Source organism: Flavobacterium johnsoniae (assembly GCF_001879205.1).
Classification (GTDB): domain Bacteria; phylum Bacteroidota; class Bacteroidia; order Flavobacteriales; family Flavobacteriaceae; genus Flavobacterium; species Flavobacterium johnsoniae_A.
Map to the genome: position 1 here is coordinate 20969 of NZ_MLFK01000011.1, position 16470 is coordinate 37438.

Annotated in this window: 10 protein-coding genes and 1 pseudogene; 1 reads left to right on the top strand and 10 read right to left on the bottom strand. The window is 35.6% G+C overall.

Annotated features, from left to right (window positions below):
* Nucleotides 1-32: 32 nt before the first annotated feature.
* The 5 genes from BKM63_RS20855 to BKM63_RS20875 all read right to left on the bottom strand — a co-directional run bounded on the left by BKM63_RS20855 (nucleotide 33) and on the right by BKM63_RS20875 (nucleotide 8256).
* Nucleotides 33-998 (bottom strand): DUF4861 family protein, encoded by a 966-nt coding sequence (locus BKM63_RS20855; RefSeq protein WP_071638520.1) that lies wholly within the window; start codon nucleotides 996-998, stop codon nucleotides 33-35.
* A gap of 2 nt (nucleotides 999-1000) precedes the next feature.
* A complete protein-coding gene (locus BKM63_RS20860) occupies nucleotides 1001-1945 on the bottom strand; it encodes an alpha/beta hydrolase (RefSeq protein ID WP_071638521.1) in 945 nt (314 codons plus the stop codon).
* Nucleotides 1946-2050: 105 nt separating this feature from the next.
* Nucleotides 2051-3724, bottom strand: a complete 1674-nt coding sequence (locus tag BKM63_RS20865; RefSeq protein ID WP_071638522.1) for a RagB/SusD family nutrient uptake outer membrane protein — start codon at nucleotides 3722-3724, stop codon at nucleotides 2051-2053.
* Nucleotides 3725-3736: 12 nt separating this feature from the next.
* On the bottom strand, nucleotides 3737-6841 hold the full coding sequence (locus BKM63_RS20870) for a SusC/RagA family TonB-linked outer membrane protein (RefSeq protein WP_071638523.1): 3105 nt from the start codon (nucleotides 6839-6841) through the stop codon (nucleotides 3737-3739).
* A gap of 35 nt (nucleotides 6842-6876) precedes the next feature.
* Entirely contained in the window at nucleotides 6877-8256 is a 1380-nt protein-coding gene (locus BKM63_RS20875; protein ID WP_431733035.1) for a glycoside hydrolase family 28 protein, read from the bottom strand.
* Nucleotides 8257-8606: 350 nt separating this feature from the next.
* Here BKM63_RS20875 and BKM63_RS20880 point away from each other — a divergent pair, with 350 nt between their 5' ends.
* A complete protein-coding gene (locus BKM63_RS20880) occupies nucleotides 8607-9635 on the top strand; it encodes a LacI family DNA-binding transcriptional regulator (RefSeq protein ID WP_071638525.1) in 1029 nt (342 codons plus the stop codon).
* Nucleotides 9636-9939: 304 nt separating this feature from the next.
* On the opposite strand, the gene BKM63_RS20885 is transcribed toward BKM63_RS20880, so the two are convergent.
* From BKM63_RS20885 to uxaC, 5 genes and pseudogenes are all read right to left on the bottom strand, one after another.
* Nucleotides 9940-11562 carry a UxaA family hydrolase gene (locus BKM63_RS20885; protein ID WP_071638526.1) on the bottom strand — a complete coding sequence of 541 codons (1623 nt, stop codon included), beginning with the start codon at nucleotides 11560-11562 and terminating at the stop codon, nucleotides 9940-9942.
* Between the two features lie 34 nt (nucleotides 11563-11596).
* Nucleotides 11597-13043: pseudogene (locus BKM63_RS20890) on the bottom strand (tagaturonate reductase).
* A 210-nt stretch (nucleotides 13044-13253) separates the two neighbouring features.
* Nucleotides 13254-13922 carry a bifunctional 4-hydroxy-2-oxoglutarate aldolase/2-dehydro-3-deoxy-phosphogluconate aldolase gene (locus BKM63_RS20895; RefSeq protein WP_071638527.1) on the bottom strand — a complete coding sequence of 223 codons (669 nt, stop codon included), beginning with the start codon at nucleotides 13920-13922 and terminating at the stop codon, nucleotides 13254-13256.
* Nucleotides 13923-13934: 12 nt separating this feature from the next.
* A complete protein-coding gene (locus BKM63_RS20900; RefSeq protein ID WP_071638528.1) occupies nucleotides 13935-14957 on the bottom strand; it encodes a sugar kinase in 1023 nt (340 codons plus the stop codon).
* Nucleotides 14958-15055: 98 nt separating this feature from the next.
* A complete protein-coding gene (gene uxaC, locus BKM63_RS20905; protein ID WP_071638529.1) occupies nucleotides 15056-16462 on the bottom strand; it encodes a glucuronate isomerase in 1407 nt (468 codons plus the stop codon).
* Nucleotides 16463-16470: the final 8 nt, after the last annotated feature.

Genomic DNA, 16470 nt, shown 5'->3' on the forward strand with positions numbered 1-16470 from the left:
TTGCAGCAGATCATTTAATCTGCGGCAAAAAACTACATCTTACCTTTTTTATTTAAAATTTCTAATTGAGCATCTAAATATTTTACGAAATCTTCCTGCGATTTGATTCCGTTTTGTTCTTGTTCCCAGGCACCTAAAAGATAGAAAGAAGTTTTTTTAGTCGTTGGTTTAAAAACCAATAAATAGTCCAAATCTGTATCGGCGATATTTTCGATTGTTTTTACTTCATAAAAAATAGCCATTCCTAATTTGTCCGGAACCAATGATTGCTGCCCGTAAGTAGCCAGATAAGCCCATTTTTTGTTTTTGCTTTCTTTTTTAAGCAGTTCCGTATTCTTTTGCTTTACAATTCCTGTACATATTCCTTTTATTTCTTTGGAAGCTTTAATACTGTGTTTGGTATAAAGCTGATCTGGTTTTATCGTTAAAGCAGAAGTAAAATCAATTTTATCCGAAGCCGTTTTCCACCCGTAATAATTCACTTTTACACCCGATTCGTTGTTCTTGTTTACAACCGCTGCAATAGTAGAATCTACTTCGCGGAAATGCAGTTTTTCGTTGTTTAAATAACGATCAATAGACCCAATTCCAATTCCTTTTCCGGCTTTTAAAATATCAGCTCCCCAATCGCTCATTTCGTGGTATGAATCAAAATTATCCTGGCCTACGATAGGTAAAATCATGGCAGAAGTTTTCTTTCCAAAAATATCAATCGCGTTTCTCCAGTCCAGATACAAGCGGTATCCAATTCGGTTATTTTCCCAGCCCGGACCTTCATAGCGTATATCAAAAGAATGATCTGTATGCTCCGGAGCCAGTTTAAGTCTGTCAACATTTTTAAAAACCGTGCCGCCTTTATACTTTCTTCCTTCCCAGTGTCCATCTGTTTTTGCAGAAATTTCGGCATACGTTTTAGCGGTTTTAATATCATATTTTTGAGCATTTACTGATGAAATTCCCATTAATAATAAAGCTGCGACTGTAATTTTTGTTTTCATTTTTATTGTAATTGTTTGAATATCCTGTTTAAAAAATTAGTTGTAAAGTCAACGGTTTGGCTGAACCAAGGCTGAAAAAACCAAAAGGAATGAGGCGAATTTTCTAATGTATGAACCTCACTGTAAATTTTATATTGCTTTAAAATTTTTATCATGTCATCTCTCCCGGCATGAAACCTGTCGATACTGCTGTTTATAAACAATACAGGCGGTGTGTTTTTGTTTGTATGAGTTAAAGCCGAAGCGTTTTTCCAGTTCTCTGTTTTTTCTTCATAAGAACCTCCCAGCCAAAACGATGCCATTTCTCCCTCAGAAGATTCCGGATGCCTGAATGCCAAAATACCGTCTACATTAATAATTGCATTTACTTTTGAAGATGATTTACTTTTGTTTGAAGGATCATCAAAAGCCGAATTTTCATTTGTTGTACCAATCAAAGCTGCCATCTGTGCTCCCGAAGAGCATCCCAGCACCGCAATTTTGTCTGGATCTACATTGAATTTCCCTGCATTATCTTTTATAAATCGAATTGCATTTTTAACATCATAAACTCCATAAGGATATTTCGCCTCGAGTGATAATCTGTATTCTATTGTAAAACAAGAATAGCCTTTTGAAGCAATTTCCTGCGCCAAAGGATTCATCTGGTTTTTATTTCCCGATCTCCAGCCTCCGCCATGAATCATGATAACTGCCGGATTCTTCTTTTGTTTTTTGTTTACAAAAGCATCTAAATGAAGCATTCTGTCTTTTGATTCAAAATAAGTTACGTCATTTATCTGACCAGCATTTTCGTTTTTAGCAATTATCGGAACTGTTATCGACGGGTACTTTTTTATCAATTTATTGTAAGTGCTTTTTACGGTGTACGAAGTGTCGACACTGTAAGTTCTCTGCGCATTAATCACAGAGGAAAACAACAATAAAATCAATACAATTTTTCGCATTAAAATCAATTTTCTTTTTAGTTAAGAAAGGAGTCCGGCACTCTGGCCAGACTCCTTTTTAACCTTCTTCAAAAAAACAAATAGTCTCAAAAAACTAACAAATTACTAATAACCAGGATTCTGAGGAAAATCTTTATTTTGGTTTAAGTCCAATGCCGTCTGCGGAATTGGTCTTAAAATTTTCAGCTGTCCGTCGACTCCAACGAAATTAGCTGCCTTAATTTTATAATTATGAGCTGAAGCTCTGGCTACTAAAGTTCCGGTGCGTTTTAAATCGAACCATCTTTTATATTCTCCTACCAGTTCTCTTCCTCTTTCATCCAGAATATAATCGATATTGAATTCTCCAATCGCTGCATTTGGCACGCCGGCTCTTCTTCTTACTTCGTTTAAACGATCTAAACCTGTTGAAGGCACGCCTGCTTTTAAATACGCTTCGGCGGCAATTAAATATGTTTCTCCTAATCTCGAAAGAATAATATCTCTTGTACTAACAGGACCTGTGCTTGAAGGCGTTGTTGGATCCGGATCGTCAAATTTCTTAACCGGAATAGTATAGCAGTCACGGTTGTCAATTAGTGTATGCGCTGCATCATATTGTCCCCACGGATGATATACAAAAGTTGCTGCTTTTCTGGAAGCGTTTGCTGTTTCCCAAGCCAGTCTGTCTGCTGGTGTAAACCATTTTGGCTCATAAAAATGTCTCACTTTTAATGAAGCCGGATTTGTGCTTCTGTAATAAGGATAATACAAAATAGTTTTCGTAACTCCATTTGTTGTTTCAGGTCCTTCCAGAATTTCTGTCATGAAAGTAGCATTCCAACGTGCATCGCCTTTTTCATATAGACCTAAAGCATAAGCAGTTGGACATAAATTATAACTTCTTAATGGTGCTCCTGTTTCGGCTCCTCCTAAGTACGAACTAAAATAGTAAAACTGATTATTCCCTAGTTTTGTAGGATCTGTACTGGTCGAAGCTTTGTCATACTGAACAGAAAAGATTGTTTCTGCATTTAAATCATTTCCTGGTTTAAATAATTGGTCAAAAGCAATAGCTAAAGGCTGGCCTGCAATGGCAGCATCTGCATACGCAGCAGCTTTTGAAAAATCATCTGGTTTGCCAAAAGTTTCATATCCTCTGGTTAAATAAACTTTTGCCAGTAAATCATTAACCGCTCTTTTGTTTACCTTTCCGCTGGTGCTGTAAACTGATGTTCCAACATTTGCTAAAGCAAAATCTAAATCAGAAATGATTTGAGTATACACTTCATCAGCAGTATTTCTTGAGAAAGACAAAACCGGAGTTGTAATATGCTCATTTACAATAGGAACCCCACCGTAACTCTGAACCAATAGAAAGTAAGCCTGTGCTCTTAAAAATCGTGCTTCTCCAATTAAGGTATTCAAATTACTTGTCTGCTCTGTTACAGTCGAATAATATATCGCTTTATTTACTGACTGAATTAACTGATAACAAGGACGATATAAATCAGCCACGTTGTCTGATGTTGGAATTAAAAGCGAATACTGGCTTAAACCGGCAGGTTCCGGAGATCTTCCTTCTGCATACATATCTGTTCCTGATTCAAACATCCATGGATTTCCTCCATAAATACTTTTAAGCCATGCATAATTGGTATTAATCAATAATTGAAATCCTGATGCCGTTTTATAGGTTTCATCAGCAGGCACGTTTGATAAACTTTCCTCTTCAATATAATCGCTGCAAGAACTTAAACTTGTAACAATTAACCCTATCATTATTATTATTTTTTTCATTTGATATCTTTATTAAAATTTAACACTTAATCCTAATTGCGTTGTAACTGATGCCGGACGATTTACTCCAAAAGAAGCAGCTGCCCATTCTGGATCATATCCATCAAAATCAGTAAATACAAAAGGGTCTAAAACATTTACATATATTCTTAAATTACTGATTTTTAGTTTTTTCAATAATTCAGAATCCAACGTGTAACCTAAAGATATATTTTTAACTTTTACATAAGAAACATCTCTGTAATACCCAAATAAAGTAGTCCAGTAAGCACCCGCTCCTGTTGCTACAGGTCCTGGTCTTGGATTTGTGTTATTAGCATTTGCCTCAATTCCTGCTCCATTTGTTGGAATAAAGTAATCCATTGCTAATTTTTGACGTCCCCTGTCACTTACGTCAGCGAAGTTTTGGTGAAAAGTACTCAAAACGGTTTGTCCCTGACTTGTAATTACTGAGAAATTAAAATCAAAATTACCCACTGTAAGTTTAGAATAGAAACTTCCCTGCCATTCCGGATTTGGGTTGCCAATTACCGTTCTGTCATCTGTATTAAATTTACCATCTCCGTTTAAGTCTTTTGGTTTTGCCTGACCCGGAAGCATATTGTATTTTGCTGCTTCTGCCGCCTGGCTTTCCTGCCATACACCATCATAAACATAATTGTAATTAGGATTTAAAGGAGAACCCAGAATTAATTTATTTCCAATATCACTAACCTGATCCTGATTGTAAATTGACTCTAGTTTATTAACGTTTTTAGTAAACGTAAAAGTAGTTTCCCAATTTACTTTTTCACTTTTAATATTTTTTGTTGTTAATAAAACTTCAACTCCTTTATTACTAACAGAACCAACATTAGCAAAAGTATTTTTGTACCCCGTTTCCAGCGGTAATTCCTGCTTATATATTAACTTTTCAGATAATCTGTCATAAACGTCCACACTTCCTGAGATTCTGTTTTTTAAGAATCCAAAATCAAGACCTAAGTTGATCTCTCTTGTTTTCTCCCAGGTTAAAGCCTGATTTGCTAAATTCTCTGTCTGCCATCCTGAAACCACATTGGCTCCATTGGCATAAAAAGTCTGCTGGTTTAATAAAGCCTGAGAAGTATATGGCGCCACGTTATCATTTCCTGTATAACCTAAACTCGCACGCAGTTTTAAATCTGAAACAACTGAACTATTTGCTAAGAAAGATTCTTTACTGATTTTCCACCCTAAAGCTACAGAAGGGAAACTCTGCCATTTATTTCCTTCTGATAATACAGACGAACCGTCCCATCTTGTAGAGGCTGTCAATAAATATTTGTCTTTAAAGCTATAGTTCAAACGAACTGCATAAGAATTTAAAGTATTTTTTTGATAACCTGAACTTATATTATAGCTGGTTTGAACTCCAGATCCCATATTGTTAGAACCAACATCAAACGGCTGATTGTTAGAATACATATAATTAGTTTCATCCACATTTGAATACACACTCTGTAATAACAAAACGCTAAAATCATGCACTTCATTAAATGTGTGTTTTAAATCAATTTGATTATCCCATGTATAATTGAAATTACTGAAGTTTTTAATTGATGCAGAATTTTTTCCGTTTAATGTTACACCGGCATTTGTTTGGGCCGAGTAAGCTGTACTTGTATCTGTATTTTCTATTCCGGCGGCAAATGTTGTTTTAAACGAAAGCCATTTTAACGGCTGGTATTGAAAGAAAACATTTCCAACAGTCTGCCATGTTTTTTCGGTTTGAGAAGAGTTGGCAATTTCCATTAAAGGATTCACTGTACTAGTTTTATTAATTGCCCAGGAACCATCAGGATAAGTTAATTTACCCGGCAGGAAAAATAAATTTCCAACCTGCTCTCTTCCCTGCGCATCAACAGCCCAAGGCGACATAAGCGGACTCAATCTGAAAGCATCCTGCATGGCTAAATCACTTCCTAATTGTGTATCAAGACGTGCAATCGTAACATTTGCTCCTGCAGAAAATTTATCGTTTATTTTGTGATTTAAGCCCAGCTTGAAAGAATATTTATCAGTCGAATCGTTATCAATTAAACCTTCATCACTCTGAACACCAAATCCTAAGTTATAGCTCAATCCAGAATCTGAACGGCCGGTAATATTTAAATAATTATTTTGAGTCATACCCGGTTTAAGAACAGCATCTGCCCAGTCAAAATTATAACCGCTGTTTGCTCTTGAAACCAGCAATGGACTTTGATTTCCTGCCAAAGCTGCAAGCTGAGCCGGAGTCTGCGTTGCCGGCGTTGCGCTCATATAGGCAACCTGGTGAAATTTCCACCATTCTTCTCCATTCATCATTTTTGGCATTCTGGCTGCCGTTTTAGTACCGTAAGAAGTATCAAAAGTTACATTTATACCTGATTTTACATTGGCACCGCTTTTTGTAGTGACGATAATAACCCCGCTTGCTCCTCTTGATCCATAAATAGCGGCAGATGAAGCATCTTTCAATACATCCATTCTGGAAATATCCTGTGGATTCAAAAAGTCGATATTGTCAACAGGAACCCCGTCTACAACATATAAAGGAGAAGAACCTACTAAGGAGTTGTTTCCTCTGATGACAACTTTAAATCCATCCCCTGAACGTCCTGAAGAAGATGAAATCTGAACTCCCGGAGTACTTCCCTGAATGGCCTCCAGAGCACTTGTTGTATTTCTTTCAGTAATTGTTGCCGCACTGATTGTGCTTACTGAACCTGTAAGATCTGTTTTCTTTACAGAACCATACCCCACAACCACAACTTCATTTAAAGAATTGGATTGTTCTGCAAGACTTACATTTATTTTTGATTTTCCGGCAACACTTACTTCCTGCGTTTGAAAACCTAAGTAGCTGATAATTAATACAGCTTTATTATTTGATATGTTAATTTTAAAACTTCCTTCAAAATCTGTCGAAGTTCCGTTTTTAGTTCCTTTTTCCTGGATATTTACACCTGGCAGTGATAATCCCGTGGCATCTGTAATTTTCCCTTCTATTGTGGCAGATTGAGCATTTACAGTATTGCTCAGCAGAAAATTCAGGAAAAATAAAAATACAAGATTGTACTTTATTTTTTTCTTTAATTGTGGTTTAATGTTCATAAGTTTTTTAAGTGGTTTTTTGGTTAATAGTCATATTAGTTTTTAATTGATTCTACTTTCTTCTCATTGATATAGGTATTTATAAAATTGATATTCTTCACATTTTTTAATAAATAGACTGAGTCTACTTTTTGAATTTTTACGTTCTTCAGCGTGATATTCTCTACAGGTGAGGATTCATAGCCTTCTGCCCAGACACTATACTTACCGCCGTTTTTTACGTTTACATTCTCGAGAACTACGTTTCTGATTGTTGGAATAAAGTTTCCGGTTTGTGACCCGTAAACATTATAAAACATATTCAGTTTCAGCACGCATTCTTTTACTGTTCCTACTTCCAGGTTTCTAACAAAAATATCTTCGATAACACCGCCTCTTTTTGAATTGGTTTTTATGCGGATGGCGCGGTCCAGATTTGGACTGTCCATTACACAGTTTTCAACGAAAACATTATTTACTCCGGCCGATATTTCGCTTCCAATAACAACGCCTCCGTGTCCGTCGATCATTTTACAGTTCTGAACAATGATATTTTTACTCGGAACTGCTACTCTTCTTCCATCTGCATCACGTCCGGCTTTAATGGCAATGCAGTCATCACCGGTATTGAATGTGCAGTTTTTAATTACAATGTTTTGGGAATACTCCGGATCACAGCCGTCATTGTTTGGTCCGTGGCTGTTTACAGTTACTGCGTCAATAATCATATTGTTGGTTTTGATGGGATGCAAAATCCAAAAAGGAGAATTGATCACCGTGATATCTTTTACCAAAACCGTATTACATTCAAAAAACTCAATAAAGTTTGGTCTCAGGTATCTTCCTTCTCCAAAAACTCTTTCCGCAACCGGAACACCTTTTTCGGCCATATCAACCAGAACTTCACGATTTGCCGGATCATTTTGAGATGGAATCCCTTTTTTCCATCCGTAACTTTTTCCTCCAGACCAAATCCACCAGTTTGTGCTGTCTGCCTGGCCGTTTAAGATTCCTTTTCCTGTTACGGCAACATTTGTTTTATTTTTCGCATAGATAAGCGGCGAATAATTCATAACTTCTGTTCCTTCCCATGAAGTATGAACAATCGGATAATCCTTTGGGTTTAAACTAAAAAGAATCTCAGCATTATCCTCTAAATGAAGGTTTACATTGCTTTCTAAATGAATGGCTCCGGTTAGGTATTTTCCATTTGGAACCAGCACTTTTCCGCCTCCATTTGCCGAACAGGTTTTAATTGCTTTTTCAAAAGCGGCTGTGTTTAAAGTTTTACCATCTGCCACAGCTCCAAAATCATTTATATTATAAGTCTTATCCTGAAAATTGGTCTGAGGAATGCTTTTTATAACCAATTCCATTCTTTTCCACGGATCAGATTCAGAAATAGCGGCGGTTTTTTTCGAGCATGATATAGTCATAATGACCGTTATACTTAAAAAAACAATTGACCTTAACCCTATAACCTTACTTGTAATCATCTGTGTGGAGTTTGTAGTTTAAAGAGACGAAAACATCAATAATTATGTAATCGATTACACGAAATTAGAAAATATGTTTCAACCAACCAAATTTATTTAGAAATAAATTGTATTTTTAATTTTTATTAAGAATTATAATTACATTTAATGCAAAAATTATTATAATTTATTATCATTGTAGAATATAAAACGTTGTAGTAATTGATTATGGTAATCGATAACATTAAATATTAGATTATCTAAAAAAAATGTATTTTTGTCGTAGAATTTAACTTGTAAAACCCTTTTTAATGAGTGAAAAAGTAACCATTTATGATATTGCTGAAAAATTAAATATCACTGCAGCTACTGTTTCCAGAGCGTTGAATAACAACCCGAAGATTAAAGAAAGCACTCGTGAGTTGGTTATTAAAACCGCTGCCTCAATGAACTATAAGCAGAATAAACTTGCTTTAGCATTAAAAAGCGGCCGAAGTAATAATATTGGAGTAATTGTACCCCGCATTGACAGTAATTTTTTTGCTTCTGTTATCCGAGGAATCGAAGAAGAACTCCACCCTCATGGCTATCAGGTAATTATCTGCCAGACCCATGAAAGCAAAAAAAGAGAAAACGAAAATTTATATACTTTAATTGATGCTCAGGTAGACGGTATACTTATGTCTGTAACAGATGTAACAAACGAAAATGATGATGCTTTTAATAATGTATTACAAAAGAATGTTCCGCTGATTTTTTTCGATAGAAGTAAACATATTGATGGTGTAAGTTCTGTAACTATAAATGATTTTAGAGGTGGTTATCTTACCACTAAACATCTAATCAATGAAGGATGCAGACATATTGCACATCTTTCCGGAGATCAATCGCTTGAAATCTTTAAAAACAGGTTTTTAGGCTACAAACAAGCGCTTTTAGACCACGGAATTACTTTTAAAGAAGAATATGTTTTACCCGTTAAAAGTATGGTAGAAGCCGGAAAAGAAGCAGTTGACAAACTATTGCAATTAGAAACACCTCCCGATGCTATATTCTCGTCGAGTGATTTTGCTGCATTGGGCGCCATTCAGGAATTAAAAGAAAGAAATATCAGTATCCCAAACGAATTCTGCGTAGCGGGCTTTAGTAACGAGCCTTTTACTAAATTCATGGAGCTGTCGATTACTTCTGTAGACCAGTCACCTCTTGAAATGGGAAAAATGGCAGCTCGTGTTTTCTTAGAACAAGTAGACAAAACAGACACCATAAAGATCGAAAAAAAGGTAGTTCTTGCTCCTGAGTTACACATTCGAAAATCTTCATCGAGAACCAGCTTTTAATTTTTTTTGTATTACCATATAAGTGATATAAGTTCATTTTAGATTATACTTACAACACAAAAGGCAGCTTCTATAAGAGCTGCCTTTTTTTTTATTTAAAACAATCTTAAATTACCTAACCTATCAGCCATAATTAATAAAATCTATGTTTCTATGTGTTAAAATCAATTGTACCCAACAAGCTTAAATTACTTATATCACTTATACGGTAGAAAAATTACAGCAAAAAAAAAGACGCACAGCAGTGCGTCTTTAACTATAAATCTTTGTTGCTTTACATCTCTGTACCTTTGTACCTAAAAAATTAAAGCGAAACTCCTCTTTTCCAAGGGATAAAGTCGTTTTGATTTAATAGCGCAGCTTTGGTTTTAACCGTACCACTCGCTACATCAATAATAAACTCTAACATTTCATCTGCCATTTCATCAATTGATTTTTCTCCGGTAATAATACCTCCTGTATCAATATCGATAATATCAGACATTTTGTTTGCCAGCTGAGTGTTTGATGAAATTTTCACAACCGGAGCAATCGGGTTTCCTGTTGGTGTTCCTAAACCTGTTGTAAACAATACCATATTAGCACCAGAACCTACCATTGCAGTTGTACATTCCACGTCGTTTCCTGGAGTACAAAGCAGCGTTAAACCTGGTTTAGTAATATATTCACCATAGTCAAATACTCCTGTAATAGGCGAAGTTCCACCTTTTTTAGCAGCACCTGCAGATTTCATTGCATCTGTAATTAAACCATCTTTAATATTACCCGGAGACGGATTCATATCAAATCCTGAACCAGCATCTACAACTGTTTTTTCATACCATTGCATTAAGTCCAAGAAACGTTTTCCGCTCTCGTCTTCCACACATCTGTTAACCAATTCCTGCTCAACACCGCATAATTCCGGGAATTCAGAAAGAATCGTAGTACCGCCCAAAGCAGCTAACAAATCTGAAGTAACTCCTAAAGTAGGATTAGCTGAAATCCCAGAGAATCCATCTGATCCACCGCACTCTAAACCAATTCTTAGTTTAGACAATGGAGCTGGTTCTCTTTTTATTTCATTTGCTTTTTTAATAGCTTCAAAAGTATCTTTTACAACACTGCTCAACATGGTTTCAATTGTACCAATTGACTGCTGGTCGTAAATTAAAACCGGTTTTTTGCTGTTTGGATTAATAGCATCAAGAGCATCTTTGAAAATCTGAATTTGAAGATTCTGACATCCTAAACTCAAAACTGTAGCTCCGGCAACGTTTGGATTGTTTACATAACCAGCCAATAACTTAGCCAGACTATGAGAATCCTGACGAATTCCGCCGCAACCGCCTTGGTGTGTAATGAATTTTACTTCGATATTGTTGAATAAATTCGCATCGTTTGAAGCTTCTTGATTTCCTGCTCCTCCCGTTTCTGATTTTACTAAAGAACGAAGCAATAATTGATAATCGTTTTCTTTAGGTTTCATCAATTCTTTCTCAAAAATATCTTTTAAGATTTCGATGTTTCTGTTTTCACAAAATACTAACGGAAAAAACAACCATACATTTTCAGTTCCAACCTGTCCGTCTTCTCTGTGATATCCCTGCCATGTTCTGTCTTTCCATTTGTCAACATTTGGAGCAGTCCAGCCAATAGTTTCCGTTTTACCGGTAACTTTATCACTTTCGTGTTTTACATTTGCTGTAGAAAGCAACCCTCCTCTTTCGATTCTGGCGCTTGCTTTACCTACCAAAACTCCATACATAATGATTCTGTCTCCTACATTAAAAGGAACCATTGCAATCTTATGTTTCATCTTTACATCAGACTCAACAGTAACTGATTCTCCTTCGAAATCAATTACTTCGCCTGCTGTAAGATTCACCAAAGCAACCGCAACATTGTCGGTTGGGTGAACTTTTATTAATTTTTTCTGCGTTGCCATAATTAACCCTTGTTCTTTTTGTTTTTTTATCTTTTTATTTTATTCTTTCCTGAAATTTAGCAAAACCGGCTTCAATGCCATTTGCCATCAATTTCTTCCAAAGCAATTGTAATTGCTTTTGTTAAAGAAGGTATTTCAGTTAAATCTTCATCCCAGAAACTTTTGTTCTGCAATGTAAGTCTTGCAATTTTCTCATAATCATCTGATTTCCATAAACCATCAAAAAATGAAACAATATCTTCACCATCTTTAACCGGTAAACTTTGACCATTCCATGTTCCTTTGTAGAAACGAATTAAACTCGCTAATGAAAAAGTCAAATTAACTGGTAATTTTTTGTTAGCATTATAATAGCCTAATAAACTAGGTAAAACTCTTACTTTGAATTTCGAAACAGAATTTAATGCAATATCAGCAAGTGCATGTTTGATAAATGGATTCTTAAATCGGTCCATCACTTCCTCACAATAGGCTGTAATTTCATTTTTGTCCATATCAAGCGTTTCACTAATTTCACTAATAACGCTATTTACAAATTTTCCTGTAAAATCTCCGTTAACCGTTTCCATCACTAATTTGTTACCATACAAAAGTGAAAAAGGAACCATTGCCGTGTGAGAACCATTTAAAATACGAACTTTAATCATTTTAAAAGGACGTATATCATCAACGATTTTTACATTTAAGTCTGTTTTATGAAATGGCAATTTTGCTTTTAAATCATCTCCACCTTCAATAGCCCAAAGGAAAAAAGGTTCAGCAGCAACAATTAAATTGTCCTGATAATCTAATTTATTATTGTATTCTTCAATTTCAGCTCTTGGATATCCAGGAACAATTCTGTCGACCAAAGTACTGTGATATGTACAAGCATCTGATACCCAAGCTTTAAATACATCTTCTAATTTCCACAAATCAACATATTGTAAAATATATTTTTTACGCGTCTCTGAGTTATAATCAATCAATTCACAAGGAATTATTGTAACTCCTTTAGAAGCATCTCCATTAAAATGTTTAAATCTTTCATATAATAAAACAGTCAGCTTTGCAGGAAATGATACCGGTGGCTGCATGTCCGGAGTATCACTTTCAATGAATTCAATTCCAGCTTCGGTAGTATTAGAAACAATAAACTGAAGTTCTTCTTCTTTGGCTAGAGCCAAATAATTTGCAAATTCAGTATATGGATTTACCGTTTTTACAATATTAGTTATCAACTCAATATCTTGTATCTTTTCGCCTTTTTTAATTCCGTTCATAAACAAAGTATAAAGGCCGTCCTGATCATTAATCATGTTCACCATACCGTCTTTCAAAGGTTGAACTATTGCAATACCGGCATTAAAATCAACTTCTTTGTTTAGTTTGTGAAAAGCGTAATCAACAAAAGCTCTTAAAAAGTTACCTTCTCCAAACTGAACTACTTTAACTGGCTGTAAGTTTTCTAATCCTGTATTTACTCTATTTAATTTTTTCATTTTAATTTTCTCTTTAAAAGTGTTATAAATAATCACTTAAAACCTTATTCTTCTTTTTTTATAACATTGTAAATGAAACATTACACCTGTATTAAAATAAAACCTGCTGTGAGGAGTGACAGGGATTATATGCAAGCGTAATGCTCAATTACAATCTCTAAAATCTAAAAAAAACGCATCTAAATAAGGATTGGCATGATTACTCCTTATTTATTTTCTTATATTTTTTATGATATCAAGAACCTGACTAACCCTTGCAGTTAAACCGTCAAAATCTTTATTTTCTAATATGTCTTTTGAAATCAGCTGTGATCCTAAACCTACACAGGTTGCTCCAGCATTAAGCCATGAACTTAAACTTTCAACCGTTGGATAAACACCTCCTGTAGGCATAATGTTTGTCCACGGACAAGGACCTTTTATTGCTTTGATAAATTCTGGTCCATAAGTATCGGCTGGAAATAATTTTACAATTTCACAACCTAATTCTTCTGCTCTTGCAATTTCCGTAAGCGTACCGCAGCCCGGAGACCACAATACTTTTCTACGATTACAGGCGATTGCTATATCTTCTCTAAATACCGGAGTTACGATAAAGTTAGCCCCTAAACTCATATATAATGAAGCCGAAGCTGCATCTGTAACAGAACCAACACCTAAGATCATTCCCGGCAGTTCTGCTAAAGCATATTTATTTAAAGCTCCAAAAACTTCATGTGCAAAGTCTCCTCTGCTTGTAAATTCCATTAATCTTGAACCTCCGTCGTAACAAGCTTTTAAAACTTTCTTGCTTAATTCAATATCAGAATGAAAAAACAACGGCACCATTCCGTTATCTTTCATTGTCTGTGCAACCTCTATTCTTGAATATTTTGCCATATTTCTTATTAATTATCTTGATACTAATGCAGAACCATCACCATCAATCATATTTTCAACTTCTTTTAAAGTAACCAAATTGTAATCTCCTGCAATTGTATGCTTTAGGCAGCAGGCTGCTACTGCAAAATCTAATGCTCTCTGGTTATTATTTTGATATTCCAGCAGTCCGTAAATCAATCCGCCCATAAAAGCGTCTCCGCTTCCTACCCTGTCAACAACAGGAGTCACTTCTTTTACCGCTGCCTGATAAATTGCTTTCCCGTCAAACAAAACACCGCCAATTCTCTGATGAGAAGCACTTACTGAATAGCGAAGCGTAGTAGCGGCAATTTTTAAATTCGGCATTAAATCAAATAACTTCGTGTATAAAACAGGAAGTGATTTTTCATCCTGATAATTAGGATTCACTTTTGGAATTCCTAACATGAAATAAGCCGTATCAATATCTCCTAAAATGACATTGCTGTATTGCAGCATTTCCGGCATCACCTCACTTGGCGTTTTACCGTACTGCCATAATTTTGATCTGTAATTTAAGTCGCATGAAATTTTAATTCCAAGCTTATGAGCCACTTTAATAGCTTCTAAACAAGCTTCTGCAGCGCTTTGAGAAATTGCCGGCGTAATCCCGCTCCAATGAAACCATTCTGCACCTGCCAAAACTTTTTCCCAGTCGATCTGGCCTTTTTTAATAGTTGCCATGGCACTATGCGCACGATCATATACTACGTTGCTTCCTCGTGTTCCGGCACCGGTTTCCAGAAAATAGATTCCTAAACGTTCTCCTCCGTAAACAATGTTTTTGGACTCGACATTCATTTTTCTGATTTCTTTTAATGCAGAAAAACCAATTTCATTTTCAGGTAATCTTGTAATAAATTCGGCATCTACACCGTAATTCGCCAAAGAAACACATACATTAAACTCACCACCACCATACGTAGCACCAAATGCCGTAGATTGTGAAAAACGTAAATGTCTTTCTGTCGATAAACGCAGCATGATTTCTCCAAATGCAACTACTCTACTCATATTATATTTTTTTTGCCACAGACTGCAAGGGCTGTATCTCGAAGTTCGGGATAGCGAATCCTGCGTAAATCTTTGTGAGCTTTGCGTTTAACTTCTAATTAAAATTTGAAATATTCTTTAGCGTTGTTGTATGAAATATCAGCAACTAATTTTCCAATCCATTCCATATCAGCAGGAAGTTCTCCTCTTTTGATTTCATCTCCCAGAAGATTACATAAAATACGTCTGAAATATTCGTGTCTTGGGAATGATAAGAAACTTCTTGAATCTGTCAGCATTCCAACAAAACAGCTGATTAATCCCATATTAGAAAGCGCATTTAACTGCTTTGTCATTCCGTCTTTTTGATCTAAAAACCACCATCCGGAACCAAATTGTACTTTTCCGCGAACACTTCCGTCGTTGAAATTTCCAATCATCGTTGCCATAACTTCGTTATCAGCCGGATTTAAGTTGTAGATAATTGTTTTTGTCAATTTATCTTTGCTGTCTAAAGCATTTAAAAAACTTGACAATTTTTGTGCCTGCGGATAATCTCCAATAGAATCCCACCCTGTATCAGGGCCTAAAATTCTGTGCATACGAGCATTATTGTTACGCAATGCACCTAAGTGAAACTGCTGTACCCAGCCGAACTCGTGGTATGTTTCAGATAAGAATACTAAAACCGCACTTTGGAATTTTAAAGCTTCTTCCGGCGATATAATTCTGTTCTCTCTTTTCTTTTTGAAAATGGCATTTATTTCAGATTCTGTAAAATCTTCAAAATAAATCTGATCCAATCCGTGGTCGCTTAATTTACATCCGTTTGCATTAAAGAATTCGATTCTATTTCTTAATGCAGTTTGCAAATCAGCAAAAGTATTAATTGCAACTCCGGACACATCCCCTAATGTGTCCAGATATGCATTATAACCATCATTAGAAATTAAGATGGCTTTATCAGGTCTGAAAGCCGTACTCATTTTAATTCCAACTGAGTTGTTTGCGAATTTTTGGTGATATTCTAAAGAATCAATTGGATCTTCTGTAGTACAAACTAATTCAGCGTTTACTTTTTTAAGAAGATTCTGTGTGCTGTAAGCTTGAGAATTTATTTTTTCCGAAGTTTCGATGTAAATTTTCTCAGCAGATTTTTCATTCAGCAAATCATAAATATCAAAATAACGGGCCAGCTCTAAATGTGTCCAGTGGTACAAAGGATTACGCATTGTATACGGAACTGTTTTTCCCCAGTTGAGGAACTTATCTTTATCAGATCCGTTTCCGGTTACAAACTGCTCGTTGATTCCCAATGTACGCATGGCGCGCCACTTGTAGTGATCTCCGTTTATCCAAACCTGCGTGATATTGTCAAAGATTTTGTCTTCGGCAATAAACTGTGGATTTAGGTGATTGTGATAATCAATTATAGGCTGGTTTTTAGAGTAATTGTGATACAACTCTTCAGCATATTTATTTTCCAGTAAAAAATTATCGTTTATGAATGTCTGATTCGCGCTCATGTCTTTTT